Here is a 22,711-nt window from a genome sequence, read left to right on the forward strand (position 1 = left end):
TGCTCTCATGCCCTTCACCGTTTTTACGGAAACCTTTATGTTCTCATCTTTCTAAGGAAGGAACCCATGTTCAGACAACCTGCATCACCGACCATTAACGTTATGAAAACCGCATTAATCGCCGCCACATTAGGCATCGCCGGCCTGGGGCTAACCGCTTGCAACAGCAGCAGTGATAGTACTGACTCTAAAATCACCACAAATACCGAACTGATCGGCCATTTTTTTGGTATTTTCGACGACAACTGGGACAAACGACTGCGAGAAGAAACTCCTTTTGATTTGATGGACTTCGTCTATATCGCTTTCGCCCATCCCTATGATAAAGATGGTGATGGTATTTATGAACTCGGGTATGAAAACGCCCACCAAGAAGCCCCGTATACTGATCAAGAGCGCATCGATCAGATTGTTACCCTGGCACGTGCTAAAAACCCTGATATCAAGCTTCTGATCTCCGAAGGCTGGAGCATGCAAGACTACTGGAAAAGTGCTCAAGACCCAGACGTCTTTGCCGAAAGCGTTATTACAATGATCCGCGCCCATCAGCTCGACGGCTTTGATATGGATTACGAAATCGGTACCGACCCAATAAACCTAAGCCAGTTTACCGATTTGGTTTTGGCCTTGAGAAAACGCATCGATCTCGCCAGCATAGAAGATGGCCGTGGTAATAACCCCTACCTGCTTACCATCACCCCGGACCATACTTCTCTCGATGTTTGGGATGGAGAGTTGGTTAACCAGCACTTCGACTATGTTAATTTGCAAACCTACTGGGGCAACCGCTTCGACTTCATTGATCAATTTGAGGAAACTGGCGTTGAGGTATCGAAAATGCTGATCGGCCTAGCCAGCGAAAGCTATGACCGCCCAGCAGACGCACCTGCAGCCTTTGTGGACATTGCCAAGCAACGCGGTGCACGGGGCATTTTTGCTTGGCGACTGGATACCGACAGCTTGGATCAACAAGGCACACCGCACTACTCCATCGCAAAAGAAATGTGGCAATTAATGGGCCGCGACAATACCCAATAGCCCGATAATTTCCATACTCGCTTACCAAGTATGTGCCAGATAGTAGCTTGCCGTCATGTGCTATCTGGCCTTTCAAAGTGCATCTTCTCTGCTACGAGCGATCCTAGTCGCGTTCGCTAGTACTGCCGAGATAATTTCCATTATTAGGCCAGCATTCAAACATTCAAACATTCAAACATTCAAACATTCAAACCTAATCATTGAAATGAAATTAAGATCTCGCTGTTATTTCGTTTTTAATCGCCGTACTCCTTTCTTCCGAAATATGAGACAAAGATAGACCTAAATGGAGTGTTAAAATATTTTTTGATAAAAGTAATTGGTTATTACTCTTCAAGACGATTTTGTATATTGCAAAAACAAGCCGATAACAAATCGCAAACTAAAAAGTATTATGTTTATTAAAACCAATGCACCATCTTTTATAAAATGTACACTATACAATCAAGGTGTGCATTATTTTGCACCTCCCGAAAGCACTAGTAATAATTAGGTGTCTATTTATTTATACAGAACAAACATCCCGATTATTTAATTTCATTTTAAAATATACACTTAGCACACCATTGTGTATCGCAAAGCACAAAAATGCATACACAGTAAAACAGCAATAAGTTTCACATCAATAAGTGAGACAAAGATCACTGTATATATTGAGGAAGCCGTGCATCATTGTGATATTGATTCCAAAAAAACACGAGATGACAATCAGGATGTCAAAAGAAGTTTGCGACTGCCAACTAATAAAATGTCCCAAGTGCGGGCAGATTGATTGCTTTTTAATTGATTCAGAAACAAACACCCTCATTTGTGTTTGTGGATATAGAACACCTCTACGTAAGTGCATCTGCAATAAAGAATAGCATAAGGAACACCATGAATTACTTTACTTGCCCGTCGTGCAACAGGCTTGTTCATTTTCACCGAATACACAGAAGTAGATTAGAGCGACTGCTCAAAAACAAATATGCAAAATATCAGTGTAGTAACTGCTCTTCCATTATTCTTTCACATACATCTATGACGGAAGTGCAATTGATAAAAAGTGGTGAAAAAGAACCGGAGGTATAAGGTTAAGCAGTATGAAAGGCTCTAATGGCATCGATATCAAGCTAAAACAGCAATATTACGTTGAACATTTAATTAATCTTCATTGGCGATATTTTAATGCAATCTCCGATGATGACATCGCGGAGTTAACCTATCTTGAAGAGATCATAACTAAAACGAAAAATAATTTAGTTAATTTATCGGAATAGCTTTTGGTGGCAGAAATAAGCGGTCTGCCACCAGCAAGCATTCTCAAATTACAGCCCAAACCTCAAATTACAGCCCAGACCTCAGATTACAGCCCAAACCGCCACACAGGCCTCAATCCCCAAAGCAGCCAGAACACCACTGACGGCATAAATTTTTTCTTTCGCCATAAGAACTGTGCTTGGTGTTTAAGAAAGGCAGCTTTTAAGAAGGCATCGGCCAGCTGCTGAGACTCATGGGCATTCACCTTTCGAAGCTCATCGAGCTCACTTCCCGCCAAGAGTTCTCGCTTCTTCCCTTCTTCAAGCCATTGTCGAACAATATACTCAGCCCTTTCCATGAGTTCTGCTTGCGGTACGACACCTTGAACCAACCCGATAACCAGTGCTTGCTGAGCATCAGGTTTCCATCCTTCAGCGCCAAGCATGCGCTGCGCACTTTCTTTCCCAATCAAGCGAGGCAAATGTACACTGGAACATCCTTCCGGAGTGACCCCCAAGGCTGCAAACGGCGTTGAGAATGTCGCATTATCGGCCGCAACGATACCATCCGCCAATGTGGCAGATGTCACACTGGCACCAATCGCAGGACCATTCACCGCAATCAGCAGTGGCTTGTTGCAACCCAGGAAGAGCTCAAACAGCGCTTGGTTATTTTCGGCAATTAACTCACGCAATTTACGTGGCGCCATGACCTTCAAAGTACCACTTAGGTTCACCCCGGCAGAATAATAGTTTCCTGCTCCGGTAAGAATGACAGCTTTGACGCCATCTTCATTGTTTGCCTTGTCAAAAACCTCTTTAAGAGCATTCATCATCACCATGGTCCAGCCATTAAGTTTCTCTGGACGGTTCATGGTAATGGTCAAAACGCCCTGCTCCCGCCGGGTCAATAGTTGGCCAGCAGACACCGGTGTTAAGTTCATGTCGTTCACAATTACGCCTCCCTTCAGTGACATTCATTTTAGTTATATGCCTAAGTAAAATGAATAAATTGCTATTCCAGTCAACCTTTCTCTGTAACTCTCTACAACGACAGCTACCGATATTTAACCTAGATCTAATCCCCACTCAAAACCGGTCAAAAAACCAGCAACTGCGGTATCGATCACGCTATTACAAGGCTTCACCCGCTAGGGTATAGATAAAAGTTAGAACAAAGAAACTAAGAATCGTCACTGCCTACAATTGGCTTGATTTTAGGTGTTGTAAGCCTTGATTAAGCCTAAATTGAAAAGTTTGCTGGCACCACCGTCTTGCCAAGTTCGGCAAAAATTGACTTAGTGCAGCTAGCTTTGCAATTTAGTATTGCGGAGTTAGGCAGATGGAAAAACTTAAACTAGCAAAGGAATTATTTACCAGACCATTAACCCTAGAAGAGCTACATAAACTTGATCAGCTGGAGCGACAAGCCAAAGGAAAGGAGAAACTCTATATCGCCTCCTTGTGGGATGCTGCCTATGCGCTCGTAGAACCGGCGGTACTTCACCAAGCCCGTGAAGCTGGGCTGCTATAGCCATTCTTAAAAAGCAGTGATAAGGGGAAGAGTGTTTAATCTTCCCCCTATAACTCTCCCTTTTCAAGCACAGTCAAAACCTGCTGGTAATACTCCTCGGTCCAGATTTATCGAGAGCACCACCAGGCTATTGCGTTTTTCCGGCAGCACCAAATACAAAAATCACCACATACCCTAACGCAGGTACAAAGAACGATTGAACCAAGCCGATACTGTCAGCCAATAGCGCTTGGGCCAGTGGAATCAAGGCGCCTCCCACACCGCACATAATCAGAATGGCTGAAGCCCTGCCGGCCAAATCACCCAAATTTTTCACGGCTGTCGCAAAAATAACGGGGTACATAATTGAATTACACAGGCCAACCAACGTCAGGCTCCAAGCACCAACCCAGCCTGGATATAACACCGCAACCAATACCAACAAAATCGAAAGCGTCGCATTCACAACCAGTACTTTTCTCGCATCGACTTTCTTGAAGGCATAACTACCAAACAATCGACCGAGTAATGCTCCTCCCCAGTACAGTGACACAAAGACCCCAGCCTGGGTGGACGGTAATGACATTACCTCGCCACCGGTCAAATAGCTGATTAAAAAAGTACCGACGGCAACTTCTACCCCGACATAGCAAAATATAGTGAGCGCACCATAGAGAAAAACACGGTGCTTGAACAAATCTTGCCAGCGGCTATGTGCTAAAGCACTCTTCCCGTTCAATGGTTGAGGTAAGAATTTGAATAACTTGGCCAGTATCACGGCTACGCCCCCCATCAATAGGTAAGGAAGCTGAACAGAGGCAACCGCATCATCGCTACCTTGAGCCAAAGCAGCCATGAAGACGCCCATTCCAATGGCCGATGCTAATGTCGTCCCTACCGAGTTAATCGAAGAGCAGAAAGTCAGCCTTGATGCTGCCGTTTCCGCAGAACCCAGTGAAACAGCAAAAGGGTTTGCGGCAACTTGCAATGCTGCAATACCTAGGGCCAGTACAAAAATAGCCAACAAAAACAGTGGGTATGACAACAAAGAGGATGCTGGAACAAAAAGGAAGCATCCTAGGGTTAATAACCCCAAGCTCAGCTGTATAACGGGGACATAGCCTGTTTTTCCCATTAAGAATGCGGTAGGCAGACAAACTAAGAATGGCGCAATATAGAAAGCCAACTGTATATACATTGATTCAACGTAATTGAGTTCAAAGGCTTCCCTTAGAAAAGGCACCAGCATGCTATTGAGTGATGTCAACAATCCCCAGAGGAAGAACACCAAACTTAACAATGTAATTGGCAATATGCCCTGGCGCGGTAATTTAGTGGTTAGTTCCATGATATACGGTCAAAATAAAGAGGAAAAACTATCGAGCAAGAGGCAGCCACGCTGCGCCACGAACGCCGCTACTATCGCCAAAACGAGCTGGTAAGATTTTAGTACGGCACGTATTGCCCATGACATATTGGGGAAGGCTTTTTGGAATATCGTCGAATAAGCTGGAGACATTAGAAAGGCCACCACCAATAACGATCACATCAGGATCCACCATATTGATGATCGTGGCGAAACTACGGGCGATTTGATCCACTAATTGATAGTAAGCCAACCGGCAACTCATCTCTCCTGCCTGCATACCCGCAATAATATCAGCCGCCGGCAGCGCCTCACCAAAGCGTTGTAGATATTGCATCTCTAGCCCAGTCCCCGAGATATAACGTTCGATACAGTTTCGTTTACCGCAATAGCACTGCTGCTCTTGCCCATCGGCAGCCAGACTATAACTCGGTAAAGGGTTATGCCCCCACTCACCAGCCATACCATTCGGCCCGACTAAGACCTGTTTATTCACCACCAAGCCACCGCCGCAACCTGTCCCTAAGATCACACCGAATACAACACGTGCCTCGCAGCCAATACCATCATAGGCTTCGGAAAGCGCAAAACAATTTGCATCATTGGAAATATACACCTCTCGCTCTAATTTGACTTGCAAGTCATTGCGGAGATCCTGCCCATTAACAAAAGTGCAGTTGGCATTTTTAACAAGGCCTGTATCGCAACAGATTGTCCCCGGGATACCGATTCCTACACTGCCTTTGCTATTTAATTGCTCTTCAGCTCTATAGACTAAATCACAAACGGCGACAACGAACTCTCGGTAATTATCTGGTGTTTTGATTCTTTGATTATAAATATTTTCACCTTCATCGTTGAAGGCCACAATTTCAATCTTTGTTCCACCAATATCCAAGCCAAACCTAATCATGGTTAATGCCTATTAATTATCTTAATGAGATTAAAAAGGGCAGGTAATCCTGCCCTGAATGTTTTACTTCGAAGCTTCTAGCAAACTATTATTGACTTTCTTTCTTGCAGCCTTATTGCCCCAGGTATATTCGTATTCCCAGCCAGTCAGCATTTCAACAACCTGCTTAGCTTCCGCTGGTACATCTTCCTTCGAGCCGCCGTCTTTCAGACGATTCACTTCAGCAACCAAAACTGCATGGTTCTCCTTGTTCAGCTTGAATCGAATGGCCCCGTATAGTGCGAGCAAAGCCAAAACGGTCGGTGCTAATAGGAATAACCAGTAGATACCATTGATTGTATCCAGTGTTTGTACTTCGACCCCCGATTCGAAGCCAAGGAATTGCAAACCGATACTCGCAATCAACATGGCTGTTGCTTGACAAATCTTACGACCAAGGGTCATCACACCCGAAAAGATACCAGCTCGACGTTTACCTGATAGGACTTCGTCCACATCTGGAATAGAGTTGAACACCACCCAAGGGATAAGGTAAATACCACCACGGGCCAGACCCATAATCACAGCACCGCCCAGCACCAGCAACGCCATGTCTCCACCTAAACCAGGTAGAAGGCCAAAGTATGCGAGGCTAGTCAGCATAAAGACAATGGCAACCTTGAAGGCATTTGAGTTGCCAGCTTTAAGTGCAACCCAAGTAAACAAAGTGACACCGACAAACTGCATGGCAGTCATAACACTCAGTGCGGTACCGCCCTGGGTTGGCGTAATACCAATGACCATGGTCATGTAGTGCATGAACAGCGAGCCGAAAATATCTAGCGCAACCGAACCGCCGATGTACATCATTAAGTGGAAACGGAAGGCTTTCAGCTGGAAAGTTGTCGCCATTTCTTTATAGAGGTGGATCAGCGTATCTTTGAAGCCGCCAACATCTTCTTTAGGCGGTAGCAAAGCCGGATCGCATTCCCATGTATAGCGGTAAATAAAGACCCACGGTAAAGTGAAGACTACCGCAAATAGTGCGCCGATATACATAAAGGCTTCGGCCTGATCGGTAACCCTAGCCATGATGAGCCCAGGAATGAACGTGACAAGGAAAGCCGTGATCTGGCCAAACGTCATTCGACAGCTACTCATCTTAGTACGAGTTTGATAATCATCTGTCATTTCATTTGGCAGCGTACTATACGGTGTCATCACTATGGTGTTCATTGTGTTGAATAGTAAATACGTCGCTAAGTAATAGCCAAAGCCAAAGCCTGAAATGAACATTAACCCGAATACGAGAAGGAAGGGTGCACCGAATAGAATAAATACACGGCGACGTCCAAAACGTGTTCTTATATTATCCGTAATATAAGCAACGATCGGGTCAGTAAAACCGTCCCATACTTTTGCGATTGCAAATATTAAACCGGCTTCAATTGGTGAAAGACCCGCAACCTGTGTATAGAAGTAAAGCATCCACAGGCCAATAATGGTCCCTGCACCACTACCGAATATATCACCGGATCCCCATGCTATTATATTTTTCCATCCGACCTGTCTTTTTTGTGTCGTCATCACGCTGCCTTTTTAATTTATAAGTTTATTACGTTGTTGTAGGGCGAGTAGTTATTAATTAATTCCACTCTCCTTGAATTAACTCTGTAATACACATCATGGCCAAGGCTTGCCCATAGGGAACCGGAGTATTGGGAATATCAAAGTAATACTGAATATCATGCCCCATTGCCGTGCCATCCGATGCTTCTAACAAAATTCCTTTACTATCAATTCTCGCAATCACTGCATCTAATGCAGCCAGTCCTGACTGAGTAACCCGCTGTTCCTCTTTTTCCTCAATCAGCCCTGCCCGGCACCCTCGCAGCATGCCATAGGCAAAGCCCGCAACAGCGGATGACTCTTGTGGGGAACTATCATCATCCAGTACGGTGTGCCACATACCGTTATTGCTTTGATAGTCAACCAAGGTATCTACTTGCCGCCTGAACAGTGACACTAGGTGCTGCTTAACCGCTGGATTTAGCTGTTCGCCAACCAAAGCAAAAAGCTCTGGGATCGCCACGGTTATCCACGCATTGCCCCGCGCCCAAAAAACTTCGGCAAAGTTATGGCTGCCTTCCGCTGTCCAACCGTGGAACCACAACCCTGATTTCTTATCGGCCAAGTATTGGCTATGGGTTAAAAACTGAAGCTCCGCTTCATGAATTAGCTCTGGTCGATTTAATAACCTACCAGCCTGAGCAAGGAATAAACCGGTCATAAACAAGGTATCATCCCACAGCTGCCCTTCGTTCAGCCTCTCTTTAACTACATGTTGAAACCCACCGTCATAAACACGTGGTAAGGAGTGAATTAAATAATCCGCCCAGTCATTAATTAATGGATACCAATCCTGTCGTTCGCTCTTTTCTGCTAATAAAGCAAGCGTGATCATGGGTGCAGTAGTATTAATTTGCGCTTCAGGCAAGTCTTTTTTAATTTGTGACTCAAACCAACTTTCCAATGCACGAAGTAGATTTTTGTTATTTGTATACTCTGCATATTGGTATAAGCCATATATACCAACGCCTATTTCCCACTCCCATTCTTCAAATTCAATTTTTATTTCACTATCTGAACATGGATTAAAATTACCAATGCCCTTTAATCCACAAAGACCAGAACTTAACTGCTTAAGAAGTTCAACATGGTTGTTATTCATTTTACTACTACCATTATTTTACAATTGGGTTTACATCGGCGTCTTCTGGGAATAACCAAGGCTGTTCATCGATATAACATTCACCAGACCAAGAAAGCGTGAATGTCTGTTCGGCTGGTCCTGTGACCATTGCCGTTAAGTCACTGTTATCCCCGCTAAGTACGATATGTTTTTGCTTCCACTGTTCGATAATTGACGCAAAATCTCCCGTCAGGGTACCAACCGATACAAACCAAGCAGTTTTAGTCCCGTAGCAACGTACTTCCCTTCCCCGGGTAATACCGGTTTCGACCCGTTCAATTGGGCTTGATGCGCCAATCACGGCATAGGCTTGCCCCGAGCGGACAAAGCACCAGTGCGAATCAATCAAAACTTCATCAAGACTTTCTGCTGGCAAATACAGGTGGGTATAGCCCAAGCGTGGGGCGTCCCCCAAGTCATACACCATCATGGCACTCTGCTGGTGCTGCATAACCCTTGGCAAAATACCGTTCCCCGCCCAGTATGACGGTCGGCCATCACCACCGGGGACATCCTCGCCCGGATGGTTAATCCACAATCGCGCTTTCGGGTTATAGGCAAATTGCACATCCACTACATGCTGCTGATGTCCCGGCAACCCGGTATGGTGGTCGACAACACTGGATAACGTCACGCCCTGCTGTTTCCACGCCATCACTTTACCGCAGCGATCCATCCCTTGTGTGTAGTAGGCCTCTACTGTCTCACGGCCCGACAATGTCGCGACTTCATGGGTCAACGCCGATGGTTGGTATTGGCTGAGGCAAAACATCGGGAGTGATGCACACATACGGGTGTGCCAGCCCTGCCCCCACGCAACGTGACCAAACCCTGCCAACTCGGTCATCTCATTGGCCATCAGCTCTTTTTCGTAAACCCTGCCCATTGTGCCGCCAGCGACGCCTTCCTGATAATGAAGCGCTCCCATTAGCATCAGCCGATCAATCACAGTTTTCGCTTTCTCACGAATAGACGGACACTCAGCCAATTCATAAAGTGCGAACAATCCGATGTAGTCAATTGGGTAGTAGCAAGACGAATTCCATTCCGTTAAACCATGCTCAAGAATATGGTCGAACCAACAGTGCAAGCGCTCAGTGGCAATTGTCTGTTGCTGCTCACCGGTGCGGCCAGAGCAAAGAAATTGCTCTCGAGGGAAAAACTGCCCTGCCAGTAATTGCGACACATGGAAGCAAAGGACATGGTTTTCACTCCAGAACCACATCGAGTCGTTGCCTGGCTCATCTAGCCAATAACGATAACCCAAGATAGAGGATCGGGTTCGCTCCCACAGTTTATCCGGCAACTGGGTATAGCGATGTTTATGCCAAGCCCAAAGTACAGATACCATCCAAAAATCAGAACAGTCTTCGCGGACACTTATCTTTTGCAGCGTACGATTCAAAATCGAAGCCGCTTTGTCTGGGTGTTGGTTTAACGCAAGCAGTGCCAACAGCTTACCGCTAATATCCATACCTTCATTTGCGGTGTAGTCGAGCGCATCCATTTTACGCTTAGAGAGTGAGATGCTAGATGGTGCTTTCTCACCCGGCATGATGTTAATGCCGAAGTGACGTGTAATTTCAATACCTTGCCAACAGAATGTCAGAGCAACCGAATAATGTGCCGGCTTCAATGAGGTCGGTAAGTCGACACTGAAATGTGCATCCCCTTCGCTGATCGCCTGAGATGACACAGACTCATGGGTTTCTTCCTCGTTCGACATCCCACTGACTACGCCAGATACCTCGAACAAGCCTTGCAGCTGGCTCGCGCTATCAAAGCACAGTTTGTGATCGGCCACATTCATCTCAAATACCAGCTGCGAGACGAATGACTCTAGCGTTGCTAGGTTTTCGCTATCGATATTGGCAAGACTTGCATCGACAGTACGCTGATCCAACGAGGTAAGCTCGAATAAAAACTGGGTATCGCGCTCATAGAGCTCTTCGGCATGGACTACGACTACGTTTGACCCCGAGCTCAATGGCAAAGCCACTTCCGTTTCTTGCTCGGTATTTCTTTGAAAGGGAGTAAAGGTGCAGACCAATTCGCTATTCACCCAAATTCGGACCCCGCCACAGGTTGCTAGTCGGAAGCGATACTCTCCAGATTCTGCCACCGATAAAGTGGTTTCGGCCCAGCGCTGCTCATGAGTGGGAATATGGATAAAACCGGAGAAATCGACCTTGTGGCTGCCATTAGCAAAATATACCTGTTCAACCGGCGCCTTCTCATCCAGTCTCACGGTTCGGTTAGCCATCGATTGCCAAAACACTTTGCGACAAGGTAAATCGCCAACATCAACAAAGCCGTTCTTGAACTTATATTGCACACGGTCAACCATGGTTTCATGCTCTTCAAACTGACCGAAGCGGCGTTGTATTGGCTGTGAAACCAAAAATCGAGTCAAGGTATCACCTTGATTTATCTTCCAGCTAGCGTTCTGCATCGTTACAACTCAATTTCAAAATGTTGTTTCATTTTACAACCACAGAGCATGAGTGCAATATTTGCATTCGTTGCATAGTGTGATTTCGAGATTACCGTCTCACCCACTCAATTAGGCACCGCAACAACAGTGATAAAGGTCACATAAGGACACCGTATTTAGTGTCAAAAGCATGGCCCACATCATAAAACCGCCCCACAGAATGCAAATTTTGCACAAGGGTGGGCAATCAATGCAAAAAGTGGTGAGGACATGGTAAACTGCCAAAAACGGCATCAGATAATGAGAATAAATTCAGCGTGACTTTAAAAGATATTGCACAGCAGGCAGGTGTCTCTGTCAGCACGGTTTCACGAGTGCTGAACGGGACGGCCACCATTAGCCAACCAGTTAAAGCTCAGATAATGGATATCGCACAAGCAACGGGATATCTGGATAAAGTAAGAAAAAACAAAACGGTTGAAGCCCCTTCCCTCGCTGGCAAAAAGCTACTATTGGTCACCCCCCGCGATGCGGTGCTGAATCGCAGCGGGAACATGATTTCCTACGCCCTGGTAGAATCAATCAAGAAAGCGTGCAATGAGCAGAATATTACGCTCACTTCGTTCCTGACCGAAGCAAATCGCCTATCCGTGCAAAAGTTACATCAACTTCTCGACAAGCAGCTATACGACGGTATCGTTGTGGTCTGGGCTGATCAATCTGAATTACTCACGGTCATCAGTGATCATCATATCCCCACAGTGTTGATCAATGGGGAGGACAGAACTATGAATGTTGATTCTGTCGGGGTCAGTAACCGCTATGGTGCAATGGCCGCAGTCAATCATTTATTAGACAAAGGCCACCAAGACATCGGCTTACTCAGCTATTCTGGTCGCCAGACGATTTACCTCCGTGAAAATGGCTACCGCGATAGCTTGTACAACGCCAATAAGCCAATCAACCCTGATTACCGTATTACTGCAGATGATTTTAGCGATGATGCCGCTGAAGCTGCAGTCGAGGCATGGCTCTCCAACTTTGACTCCCTGCCGATAAGCGCACTATTTTGCGTCACCGATGGCCTCGCCCTCGGCGCCATGTTGGCATTGCAGAAACACGGTTATAGTATCCCCGAGGATATTTCCATCGTGGGTATGGATGGCATTCTTCCGCTTGATCTGATCGAGCCCCAATTGACCACGATGAAACTGCCTTTCGAGTCACTTCCAGCCGAAGCCCTACGCATACTGGAGAGGCAAATATGCTTTGGTGAGAAAAGGGACTACCACACCCACCTCGAGCTTAGCTGTAAGCTGATTGAGCGAGAGAGTGTGAAGGAATTCGAAAGGTAGCATGCGACAGATGTAAAAAAGCCAGCAATTAAGCTGGCTTCTTTGAATTTGACGGAGTGCTAAAGGTATGGAGGATTTGTTTCAAAACCCATTTCACTTAGCTCAACGCATACGAAAAAGGCCTTGTCTTTCGACAAGGCCTTAGAATTTGGCGGAGAGATAGGGATTTGAACCCTAGATACGCTACAAACGTATGCCGGTTTTCAAGACCGGTGCTTTCAACCACTCAGCCATCTCTCCTTTGTGCGGCGTATAATATAGAGGTTTACTAAAGCTGTAAACCCCATAAAAACCGTATGGTTATCATTTCAACAAAACGCAGCGAACCAGGTTGTTTTGCACTCTCAATCTAACTCGGTATCCTTCTTAATGCTTTCAAGTCGAGTCCGCTTAGGGTAGTCATAATAGAACATGGTCCCCTGCTCTTCGGCAATAGCCTGCCAACAGTCGACCTCAAAGCCGAACACCACCACACCGCAGGTGGGTATATTGTCTCCTTTGAAACCGAACATCTGTGCCAGTACGGTAATCGCAGGGTTATGGCCCACCAGCATCAACCGGTCAACCACATCGCTGGTATCGCGAATAATATCCATGAGTTCAAACGCCGATTCGGTATAAATCGTCGAATTCGACTCAAGCTTAGGCGTACAGGTAAGGTTTTCAGCAAACAGGTAGGCGGTTTGTGCTGCACGCAGCGCCGAGCTGGTGACAATTAGCTGTGGTCCTTGTTGCCAGCCATTCAAGCGGTGGACCATCTTCGGAATATTTTTCAAACCTCGGTTATTAAGAGGCCGTTCGTGATCATCTAGTGATGGCTCGTCCCATCGAGATTTCGCATGACGGACTAAAAACAATAATTTCATTGCTCTCCCCTTATCAGAACAGGCTGATTCCCTAGCCACTCCAGCTCGAAACCCGCCAAACTCATACATCACGCATCTAGCTACATCCTAAATGCTTGCTATTAGTATATGAAATCCAACAAAGAAGGCTGTTTCGATTACAAAAAAGGGTTGCCATTATGGCAACCCTGCAAAGTCATCACGCGATTCAATACACCGCTACATGGCAGACTTGACCGCTCGAGCTAAACGATCAGCGGCTTGTTTGGGATCAGCCGTTTTGGCATTGAAAAAGTTGCTGACCACATCAAAAATAGCGGCTTGGACGTAACTGGTTGTCGCCAACCCTTGAGAGACACTCGGCACCAAGCCACCGGATTGACTGCTATGCTTGAACGCCACCAGTGAATCTTTGGCACACAGATCAAACTCAGCCAAGTCCATGTCCATCCTAACCGGAATTGAACCTTTGCTGAGGTTGAAGGAAGACTGGAATTCCTTATCAAGTATTGCTCTGGCCAAGTCCTTCTGGGCTTGGCTGTTGGCTTCATCGGTTAGCTTGAAGAAGGCGAAGCTATCAATATTGTAAGTAAACAGTCCCTCCGTTCCCGGTGCAGCCACACACAAGTAATCTTGCCCCGGCACTTTACCGTCCGCTTCGAATTCGCCCTTGGCCCAGTCCCCCATGATTTGCATGGCGGCTTCACCGCTGCTTACCATGGCTGTCGCCGTACTCCAATCTCGGCCCCGGTAATTGGTACCGACATAATTACGTATACGGCGGAACTGGGTAAAGACATCAACCATTTTATCACCCCCAAGCACCGACATATCCAGCTCGACAAACGCTCGCTGATAATCAGCAGGGCCCAATACCGCCAAAGCCACCGCTTCGAATAATGTCACGTTTTGCCAAGTCTGGCCGCCATGGGCCAATGGGACATACCCAGCCTGTTTGAGTTTCTCGGCAGCAACAAAGAAATCATCAAGCGACTTAGGAACATCAATCCCGACTTTGGCAAACACCTTAGGGTTAGCCCATAGCCAATTAACCCGGTGGATATTGACCGGCACAGCCACATAATCACCGTCATACATCATGATTTGACGGGCGACAGGCGGCAGGATCTTCGACCAATGATCCGTTGCGGCGACATCATTCAGATCAGTAAGGAAGCCCAATCTACCCCACTCTTGAATATCATGGCCTTTGATCTGCGCTGCCGAAGGCGGGTTGCCCGATACCGCGCGAGTTTTCAGCACTGTCATCGCGCTCTCGCCTCCCCCACCCGCAATGGCAAAATCTTTCCATTGATTGCCTTGGGCTTGAATTTTTTCTTTCAGCAAAGAGACGGATCGGGCTTCACCACCCGATGTCCACCAGTGCAAGACCTCTACTTCTCCCGCAGAAGCGGCGCTACTGCTAAGCATCAACAAAGCCGATATCAAGGTATGTTTCATGTTCATTGCTTAATCTTCTTTCAACAAGCGGGGAATATAGACTTTCACTTCCAGGCCGCCATCTACCGCATTATGAATAGCCATATCACCACCATGGGCGTGAATGATATTACGGGCTATCCCTAACCCCAAGCCGTGGCCTTCCTCATCTTTTGCGACACGAACATAAGGTTCGAATACCGTTTCAAGTGACTCATTGGGAATACCAGGGCCTTTGTCTTTAATAATCAGGATCAGCGAATCTTTTTCGTCGACGATGATCAATTTCACCTCATCGCCATATTTCACCCCGTTATCAATCAAGTTGCTGAAGCAGCGCTTAAGAGCAAGAGGCTTACCCATGAGCGGCGCAATTTTCATTTGCGGGATCACCACCTTGATGTGTTGGTGGTTATGGCGCTCAGCAATACTGTTGAGCAGCTCCCTCAGATCCACCTGAGTCAGGTTTTCATGCAAGTCGGTATCTTTCACCGTTTGCAGCGCACCTTTGACCATCATCTCCAACTCATCGAGATCACGATTGAATTTTTCCACCTTAGTATCATCGTCAATCAGCTCAGCACGCAGCCTCAAGCGGGTGATCGGCGTTTTTAAGTCATGTGATATAGACGAAAACAGGTGCTCACGATCATCAATGTAACGCTGTACCCGCGACTGCATCCGATTAAATGCCCGTGTCGCCGTCACCAGTTCTGTCGCCCCTTCTTCGGTTAACGGCGGCTGATAAATATCGAAGCTCATGGCATTCGCTGCATTCGCAAGCCGCTTCAGCGGCTTGGTCTGGCGTCTGATCATCAAGAAAGTGAACACCAACAGCAACGCAGTCATGAACACCATAAACACCAATTGCTGGCCAGTAATGATTTCATCTTCCAAGGTCACGTAAGGGGCCGGCAATAGGGCGGCGATATACAACCATTCATTTTCAGCCAACTCTAACTGCACCACCAAAATCGGCGGATTAAAGGGTTCAAGACTAAGGGTATAGTGCGCCCATGAGCGTGGAAGATCGCTGAGCAAAATATCATTTTTCAGGACGTGCAAGGTTTCAGGACGGGAAAATTCCACCCGGATCACATCAAGGAGAGGAAGCTTCTCACTGAGCACTTCCTCGAAAGCTCCGACGGCCGTCTTCTTCATCAAAGATTCAGGGATAGGATCAATCAAGATCTCTTCTTGGTTGAAGGAAACAAAGAATCGAGTTCCCCCCATATTACGCAGCTGATCCAACACAATATGGCGGTATTCCAAAGGCAAGGATTGGAAAAAGGTCACGGTCGACGCAAACATGTTGGCCATACTGGCCGAGGCCGACTCCAAACCTGCCAAATCACGCTGCTTCGATTGCCCATACCAAATACTGGTCGCAATAACCTGGGCCAGAAAGACCGCCAGCAGGGTGAACCAGAGTGTGCGGGCCAACAGGGACTTTGGCCACCACTTTCGAATATTCATAGATAAAACCACCAGCTGTTCGAGGCTGTTTATTCCTCGTAGGTAACCTCGGCATTGAATGAGTAGCCGTTGCCACGGATTGTCTTGATCAATCGCTGCTGGGTACCCTTATCCCCCAAACGCTGGCGCAAACGGCTCAGCTGAACATCGATGCTGCGGGCCGACGGCGTCGCTTCGCGACCACGGGTTGCAAAAGATATTGTATCGCGATCCAACACTTCATTAGGACGCGTCAAAAACAACATCAACAACGCGAAATCACTGCCGCTGAGCTCGTAGTCTTTCTCTTTGTCCAAATCATAGAGACGCTGGGCTGCGGTATCCAGACGCCAGTTGGCAAACCGAATAGCCTTGGGAACCGATGGCATCTGTTGCGCTTCGGTCGGCTTTACACGACGCAATAACGCTTTGATACGCGCCATCAACTGACGCGGGCTGAACGGTTTGGCGATATAGTCATCCGCCCCCAGCTCTAACCCAATGATTTGATCCATCTCGTCAGAAACAGCGGTCAGCATGATAATAGGCACATCCGAGGTTTTACGGATATATTGGCACAGGGTAAAACCATCATCACCCGGCATCATCACATCCAGCAAGATCAAATCAGGGGTTCCCATTGCCAGGCGCCGTTTCATTTCCTCCCCTTCAGCAGCAGTGATTACAGTGAACCCCGCCTTGGTAAGGTACTCATCCAGCAATTCACGAATTTCCTGGTCATCATCAACAACAAGAACCTTCTTGCTTGTGTTCATTACATCTTCCTTCTGCCCAGCGCCATACCAAAAGGCAATATACCAACGCCAAATCATGCCAGTGCGCTAACATAGCAAACTGAATCAAAAAAGGCGCGTACCGCGCCTTATTATCATGATCTGAATAGATAAAAATGACAAATGTAGCAAACGTTTGCCACTAGTGATTACACGGTGGATCTTATGCAACACCCATCTTGATCTTGTACTTCGACACCGCTTGCTCAAAAAACTCTCGTTCGTCGTCATCAGCAATATTGCCAGCGACTTCGGCAAACACCTCATAGCCTTTCTTGCCATTCTTTACCTGCCAAACGGAGTAGGAGGCCTGCTTATCCAGTTCCACCCGATTTTTTTCTGCTTCTGAAAGCAAGGTTAAATTATGCATGCTCTACATCCTATTCCGATCAATCCGGTGGCGATTTTATCCCAATCCCCCTTTATTCCCAAGGTACTCTTAAGGTATTAGCAACGAAAAAGCCCGCAACGTCCCCATGATAACAAGGGGAAAGTTACGGGCTCAGTAAACCGGTGGAGTCAGGGATTCAAGGTTCAGGTTTCAAGGTTCAGGACTCAGAATCCAAGCAACCACTTAAAGGTGATAAAGAAACCAGCAACCACGGCCATTGTCAGCGCTACACTAGCCACAGGGCTAAGTGTGGCTGCGCACGGGTTACTAATAGCATCAGCCAAGCTTGGCTCTTCAAAATCGGCCTTCTTCTGGGATTGGATTAGCTCATTGACATAGTGCTCGATGGTATCAATCGATTCTTCTACCGAGTCAATAACCTGGGCACCCAGCCAGCGCTCTTGGTTTATCAATTGCTGAGATTCAACATGGCGTACCCCGGTAAACCGTCCTGTACGGCGATCTACGACCGATACGGCCATATAACCCTGATCTTCGCTCCATACCCAACATGGCAAGTAGTTGCCTTCAATATTGACTTGGCTCGGGAATGGGAAACGTACGTTGCTAACCATATCGACCAGTTTCTCTTTCACATCACACAAGCCATGGATCTGCTGAAGACAAGTTTCTAGCCAATATGGGAAATTATTGCGGAAAGCACTCTGGCGAAGCGGAGCAAGACGGGCTGCCCCCCTGACGACAAACTCGGTAATATGCTGGCTAACATCACTTTGATTCGGCCAGCACAGCTGCGCTGATGAGATGGGTAAGGTCAGGCGTTGACAAACAGTGCCTTTAGGAGAAACCAGTTTCAGTGCTTGTTGGCTTTTTTCCATCGAAGGAAGATATTCGATATGCCAAGGTTTAGCGACTTTCCGCATAATGGCCCGGTATACCTGCTCAACTGTGGATTGGTAATGCTCATAGTTGCTCATCGGGCACCTCCGGGGTGTTTTCTGGACTGACCTCATAGTACAAAAAAACGGCTTTCATTATGGTGATCAGAATCTTGTTTTGAATAAGAGGTGAAATGCATGGTGATGCGGTAAGATCGAACAGTATTTGATACTTATTGATTTATTAATTATGCCAACACTGCATTTTCAAAAAATACCCGCCGAGATCGCGCCAATGGCATTGTTACTTGAGGCTGATCCCAGTGAAAACCAAATACGTAAGTACCTCTGTAATGCGGATATTTATACGGTTGTATCAGAGGGAGAAACCGTCGGAGTCTGTGTCCTACAGCCGCATTCAGCAATAACCCTTGAGTTGATGAACATCGCGGTTCGCCCTGGCTCTCAAGGAAAGGGGATAGGCCGACAGCTGCTACAATTTGTGATTGCACAATCGCGGCAGAAAAAAGCCCAAGAACTGCTTCTGGGAACAGGGACATTTGGCTACCAGCTGGCTTTTTATCAGCGAGAGGGATTCAGGGTGGTCAGCATAGACAAGGACTTCTTCCTAAACCATTACGAGGAGCCGGTGATGGAAAACGGCATCCAGCATAAAGACATGCTGAGGCTAAAACTTGTGCTTTAGTGTGATTGTCTTGTACTTTAGTGAGATTGCAGGGGGGAGCCCGCACTGCCAAGCCAGTGCGGAAAACTGACTCTGTTAAAGTCCAGCACTGACACCGAACAGGATTGAGTTATTGGTTACATCCCCCATATCGCGATATTCATAATTCAATGAAAGGTCGATAAACGGCAACATGGTAAAAACAACGCCTGCCCCACCTGCAAATCCCCAACCGTCTTCACTTTGTCTGGGCTGGCCAGATTGATCGACATCATAATCGTAGTAATTGGTCCCGAGTTTTCCGTACACACTGCCGATCACCAAGGGTAAGTCCGCCCTTAACGTTAACGGGAATGACGTATAGTCAATTTCATTTTTTGCCACCTGGTTCGGTGCATCTATATCAGCACTTCCTTGCACCACACCGGCATTAACACTAAAAATATCATTGATGTGGTAGGCACCATTAATGCCATACTCAACACCGGTATCGTCATTGCCCTGATACTCAACGCGAGCGCCCCCCACCGCCGCTCCGACCGAAATACCCAGCAGATCTGCTGAAGCAGGCGTTGCGCAGAGTAATAACGTCGCCACTAACCCTAGTCTTTTCATGTTTCCTATCCTTCGAAAATAATCTAACCGCATCCTTATTATGCGTAGTGCGTATCACAGCAAAATACCAATTCCATTGTTGTTTTCCGTGCAGCGGCTCAACTCTGCCTATACTCATGAAACGGGTTTTCAATTCGCCATGTCGTCTGGAGGGGAGCCTTGATCATGCGATATCTCTGTGCCTTGCTTTTCCTCGCCCTGAGTGGCTGTGACAGTACAGACGATACACCGGATGCCGATACTATCTATATCAACGGCACCATCCTTACCCTGTCAGCCCATACCGAGAAAGTCACTGCGATTGCATTTAAAAACGGTAGAGTACAGGCCATAGGTACCCGCATCGGAGTCATGCGCCACCAAGGCGATATCACACAAATCATCGACTTGGATGGCAACACCATGATCCCTGGTTTTTTTGCCGGCAACAGTGAGTTTTCCAAACACCTTGAACAAACAGCCGATGTTGAACAAGCCCAACGCTCGTTCGCCAGCCAAGGGATCACAACGCTAGTCGATATCGGTATCAACCGCACAGAGCTCGAGACCTTGCTTCAACATGCTAACGCTAACGAACTGCGATTAGATATCATCGCAATTCCCAATATCAGTGAGATAGAAACCTTAGTCGATGATGATCAATTCACCTTTGGCCAGTACACCAACAGGTTAAAAGTGGTAGGGTTCTCGCTGGCCCTTGACGGCAGTGCCTCAGACTACACAGCCTGGATGGCTTACCCCTACCAAGAAAGCCCGGCCTTACCTGCAGCAGGTTGGCGTAGCGAATCTCTACTGCCATTCAGCACCTTTTACAGCCTATTCCAATTGGTTGTCGAAAATGAGCTCCAAATCTTTATCCATGCCATGGGCGATGCCGCTATCGATGCCATTATCCAAGCCGGCTATGACCTAAAACTCAATGCCGGACAAGATCAGCGCCATGTCGTTGTAATGTCGCGTTTTATGCGCAATAACCAATTACAGCAGTATGCCAAACTGGGAATAATCGGCTGCTTTGACACCAGCAATATCTATCAACAAGGAGAAGACGATGTCGAAAAGCTCGGCCTCAGCCGTGCTAATGGTCAGAGCCCGATAAAGCAAGCATTAGAGGGTAGTCTGCCAGCCAGCAACATCTGTTTCCCTGGTCCAATGGCTGCTAATACCATTTTGGCATTGTGGTCTGCGGTTAATAGGGTAACTAAAGAGGAAGACATCATGGGCAGTGGGTTACGCCTAACCCCCCAGCAAGCCCTACAAACGATGAGCACCCATGCCGCCTTCCAATTTTTTGAAGATGATAATAAAGGTGAACTGGTACCGGGAAAGCAGGCTGATGCCGTGATCCTCTCTGCGAACCCGATGGCGATTGCACCAAGTCTTATCAAAGACATCGAAATTATCGAAACCATCAAACAAGGGAAGACTATCTATCGCCGCCCCACTCTTCCCGGCAATGACGATTCTCAGTAAAAATAACTGGCGAGACGAGATGGCATTTGGTTTTTTAGATAGGTGTATTTTTTCCATATTGGTTTTCAACACCAATGAAATCCATTACAACATCACATTTTTACTCATATTGTTTCATTGCGTTTCATTAATCCCCCTCTATCGACAATAAACACAATAAAAATTTAATTTTCATAAACTTAAACCAAAAACAAAAATCCATTTACGGGGTATTGCTTGCCTTTTACGCAAACGATACCCCTCACCTTTTCAACAGAATTGGTAATCAACATGCTATTTTTGATTAATAACTCAATAAAGTGTGATCAGGATCGCGAGATTCAATGACACCCTTGCTTACACTTTATCCATCAAAACGACAACGCAAACTAAGGCGCCTTTAGAGCAGCCAACGACGTCGAATTACACAATGAATATGAGGGTAAACACATGAATGAGATTCTGCTTGCGATATTTGCAGGATTAATTGTTGGTCTATTTTTCTCGGCCATAAAACTTCCACTGCCAGCGCCACCGGTGCTACCTGGCATTATGGGAATCGTCGGTGTTTACCTTGGCGGCGTTGCCTACCAAAGCATCGTTGAACGTTTTTTCTCTTAAACGCACATTTTTAAAAACGATACAGCGACAACATAACGTACAAACAACATACCTGGAGTGAATTATGGCTACCCCACATATCAATGCTGAACTTGGTGATTTTGCAGAAACAGTCCTGATGCCAGGCGATCCACTGCGTGCGAAATTCATTGCAGAGAATTACCTAGAAGACGTTCAACTTGTTTGTGACGTTCGTAACATGTTCGGTTACACCGGTACATTCAAAGGCCAGCGTGTTTCTGTAATGGGCCACGGTATGGGTATCCCATCATGCTCAATCTACGTACACGAGCTAATCAAAGAGTTCGGCGTTAAGAACATCATCCGCGTAGGCAGCTGTGGTGCAGTACACGACGACGTTAAACTGATGGATGTCATCATTGGTATGGGTGCGTCGACGGATTCTAAAGTTAACCGTATTCGCTTCAACGACCACGACTTTGCCGCTATCGCTGACTTCGGCCTGCTAGAGACCGCTGTAAACGAAGCCCGCGCTCAAAATGTACCGGTACGTGTTGGTAATGTTTTCTCTGCTGACCTGTTCTACAGCCCAGAAGCCGATCTGTTCGACAAAATGGAAAAACTAGGCATGCTAGGCGTTGATATGGAAGCAGCAGGTATCTACGGTGTTGCCGCTGAGTTGGGCGCGAAAGCACTGACTATCCTAACAGTTTCTGACCACATCAAGCGTGGTGAAAAACTAAGCTCTGAAGATCGCCAGAAATCCTTTGCACAGATGATGAACGTTGCTCTGGAAACGGCCATCAAGCTATAACGAACCTACCTGTGGCCGATGTAACCCCGATTCATCGGCCACACCTTAACGTGCGAACTTATACCAATACCATTTGTTCAGATGGTATCGGTATGACAGATAACGAGAATTATTAGTTTCTACAGCATTGCTTTGGCTGGATATCAAGCAGCTCAAAATTTTGTAAAATGTGGCGTCTTACACAATTTGAATGGCACTCGCGATGGAATGC

At 46.7% G+C, this 22,711-nt stretch carries 20 protein-coding genes and 1 tRNA gene; 7 read left to right on the plus strand and 14 right to left on the minus strand.

The genetic code is table 11. The annotated features are described in order from the left end of the window. The first annotated feature begins 66 nt into the window (after window positions 1-66). On the plus strand, window positions 67-1,038 hold the full coding sequence (locus L4D79_RS07795) for a glycosyl hydrolase family 18 protein (protein ID WP_428649601.1): 972 nt from the start codon (window positions 67-69) through the stop codon (window positions 1,036-1,038). Between the two features lie 1,345 nt (window positions 1,039-2,383). Here the strand turns inward: L4D79_RS07795 and L4D79_RS07800 are convergent. Continuing rightward, window positions 2,384-3,220: an enoyl-CoA hydratase/isomerase family protein gene (locus L4D79_RS07800; RefSeq protein WP_428651740.1), complete on the minus strand. Its 837-nt coding sequence runs from the start codon at window positions 3,218-3,220 to the stop codon at window positions 2,384-2,386. A gap of 398 nt (window positions 3,221-3,618) precedes the next feature. Between L4D79_RS07800 and L4D79_RS07805 the strand changes: the two genes are divergently transcribed. Continuing rightward, a complete protein-coding gene (locus tag L4D79_RS07805; protein ID WP_428649604.1) occupies window positions 3,619-3,810 on the plus strand; it encodes a hypothetical protein in 192 nt (63 codons plus the stop codon). A gap of 127 nt (window positions 3,811-3,937) precedes the next feature. Here L4D79_RS07805 and L4D79_RS07810 read toward each other — a convergent pair whose 3' ends face one another. The 5 genes from L4D79_RS07810 to L4D79_RS07830 form a co-directional block, all read right to left on the minus strand. Next, window positions 3,938-5,137 carry a sugar MFS transporter gene (locus L4D79_RS07810; protein ID WP_428649606.1) on the minus strand — a complete coding sequence of 400 codons (1,200 nt, stop codon included), beginning with the start codon at window positions 5,135-5,137 and terminating at the stop codon, window positions 3,938-3,940. 28 nt (window positions 5,138-5,165) lie between these two features. Then, window positions 5,166-6,065 carry an ROK family protein gene (locus L4D79_RS07815; RefSeq protein WP_428651742.1) on the minus strand — a complete coding sequence of 300 codons (900 nt, stop codon included), beginning with the start codon at window positions 6,063-6,065 and terminating at the stop codon, window positions 5,166-5,168. A 66-nt stretch (window positions 6,066-6,131) separates the two neighbouring features. Next, the gene (locus L4D79_RS07820) at window positions 6,132-7,634 is read right to left on the minus strand and encodes an MFS transporter (RefSeq protein WP_428649609.1); all 1,503 of its coding nucleotides are present in this window, start codon (window positions 7,632-7,634) and stop codon (window positions 6,132-6,134) included. Between the two features lie 58 nt (window positions 7,635-7,692). Next, a complete protein-coding gene (bglB, locus tag L4D79_RS07825; RefSeq protein WP_428649612.1) occupies window positions 7,693-8,778 on the minus strand; it encodes a beta-galactosidase BglB in 1,086 nt (361 codons plus the stop codon). Window positions 8,779-8,791: 13 nt separating this feature from the next. Then, the gene (locus L4D79_RS07830; RefSeq protein ID WP_428649614.1) at window positions 8,792-11,212 is read right to left on the minus strand and encodes a PA14 domain-containing protein; all 2,421 of its coding nucleotides are present in this window, start codon (window positions 11,210-11,212) and stop codon (window positions 8,792-8,794) included. Window positions 11,213-11,550: 338 nt separating this feature from the next. On the opposite strand from L4D79_RS07830, the gene L4D79_RS07835 reads away from it, so the two are divergent. Further along, on the plus strand, window positions 11,551-12,588 hold the full coding sequence (locus L4D79_RS07835) for a LacI family DNA-binding transcriptional regulator (protein ID WP_428649617.1): 1,038 nt from the start codon (window positions 11,551-11,553) through the stop codon (window positions 12,586-12,588). 149 nt (window positions 12,589-12,737) lie between these two features. On the opposite strand, the gene L4D79_RS07840 is transcribed toward L4D79_RS07835, so the two are convergent. The 7 genes from L4D79_RS07840 to L4D79_RS07870 all read right to left on the minus strand — a co-directional run bounded on the left by L4D79_RS07840 (window position 12,738) and on the right by L4D79_RS07870 (window position 18,451). Beyond that, window positions 12,738-12,828: transfer RNA gene (locus L4D79_RS07840), tRNA-Ser, on the minus strand. A gap of 104 nt (window positions 12,829-12,932) precedes the next feature. Then, the gene (locus tag L4D79_RS07845) at window positions 12,933-13,454 is read right to left on the minus strand and encodes a SixA phosphatase family protein (RefSeq protein WP_428649620.1); all 522 of its coding nucleotides are present in this window, start codon (window positions 13,452-13,454) and stop codon (window positions 12,933-12,935) included. 198 nt (window positions 13,455-13,652) lie between these two features. Next, the gene (locus L4D79_RS07850; RefSeq protein ID WP_428649622.1) at window positions 13,653-14,900 is read right to left on the minus strand and encodes an ABC transporter substrate-binding protein; all 1,248 of its coding nucleotides are present in this window, start codon (window positions 14,898-14,900) and stop codon (window positions 13,653-13,655) included. A 3-nt stretch (window positions 14,901-14,903) separates the two neighbouring features. After that, entirely contained in the window at window positions 14,904-16,349 is a 1,446-nt protein-coding gene (locus L4D79_RS07855) for an ATP-binding protein (RefSeq protein WP_428649625.1), read from the minus strand. Window positions 16,350-16,378: 29 nt separating this feature from the next. Beyond that, window positions 16,379-17,104: a response regulator gene (locus tag L4D79_RS07860; RefSeq protein ID WP_428649628.1), complete on the minus strand. Its 726-nt coding sequence runs from the start codon at window positions 17,102-17,104 to the stop codon at window positions 16,379-16,381. Between the two features lie 181 nt (window positions 17,105-17,285). Further along, window positions 17,286-17,492 (minus strand): DUF3283 family protein, encoded by a 207-nt coding sequence (locus L4D79_RS07865; protein ID WP_428649631.1) that lies wholly within the window; start codon window positions 17,490-17,492, stop codon window positions 17,286-17,288. A 185-nt stretch (window positions 17,493-17,677) separates the two neighbouring features. After that, window positions 17,678-18,451 carry a hypothetical protein gene (locus tag L4D79_RS07870; protein ID WP_428649634.1) on the minus strand — a complete coding sequence of 258 codons (774 nt, stop codon included), beginning with the start codon at window positions 18,449-18,451 and terminating at the stop codon, window positions 17,678-17,680. A 196-nt stretch (window positions 18,452-18,647) separates the two neighbouring features. Here L4D79_RS07870 and L4D79_RS07875 point away from each other — a divergent pair, with 196 nt between their 5' ends. After that, on the plus strand, window positions 18,648-19,058 hold the full coding sequence (locus L4D79_RS07875; protein WP_428649637.1) for a GNAT family N-acetyltransferase: 411 nt from the start codon (window positions 18,648-18,650) through the stop codon (window positions 19,056-19,058). 75 nt (window positions 19,059-19,133) lie between these two features. Here L4D79_RS07875 and L4D79_RS07880 read toward each other — a convergent pair whose 3' ends face one another. Beyond that, window positions 19,134-19,652, minus strand: a complete 519-nt coding sequence (locus L4D79_RS07880; protein WP_428649640.1) for a porin family protein — start codon at window positions 19,650-19,652, stop codon at window positions 19,134-19,136. 165 nt (window positions 19,653-19,817) lie between these two features. Here L4D79_RS07880 and L4D79_RS07885 point away from each other — a divergent pair, with 165 nt between their 5' ends. From L4D79_RS07885 to deoD, 3 genes are all read left to right on the plus strand, one after another. Next, entirely contained in the window at window positions 19,818-21,125 is a 1,308-nt protein-coding gene (locus L4D79_RS07885) for an amidohydrolase family protein (protein WP_428649643.1), read from the plus strand. A 429-nt stretch (window positions 21,126-21,554) separates the two neighbouring features. Further along, window positions 21,555-21,725, plus strand: a complete 171-nt coding sequence (locus L4D79_RS07890; protein ID WP_428649646.1) for a XapX domain-containing protein — start codon at window positions 21,555-21,557, stop codon at window positions 21,723-21,725. Window positions 21,726-21,789: 64 nt separating this feature from the next. After that, a complete protein-coding gene (gene deoD, locus L4D79_RS07895) occupies window positions 21,790-22,500 on the plus strand; it encodes a purine-nucleoside phosphorylase (protein WP_428649649.1) in 711 nt (236 codons plus the stop codon). Window positions 22,501-22,711 lie beyond the last annotated feature (211 nt).

The sequence above is a fragment of the Photobacterium satsumensis genome (genome assembly GCF_050336935.1).
GTDB lineage: Bacteria > Pseudomonadota > Gammaproteobacteria > Enterobacterales > Vibrionaceae > Photobacterium > Photobacterium satsumensis.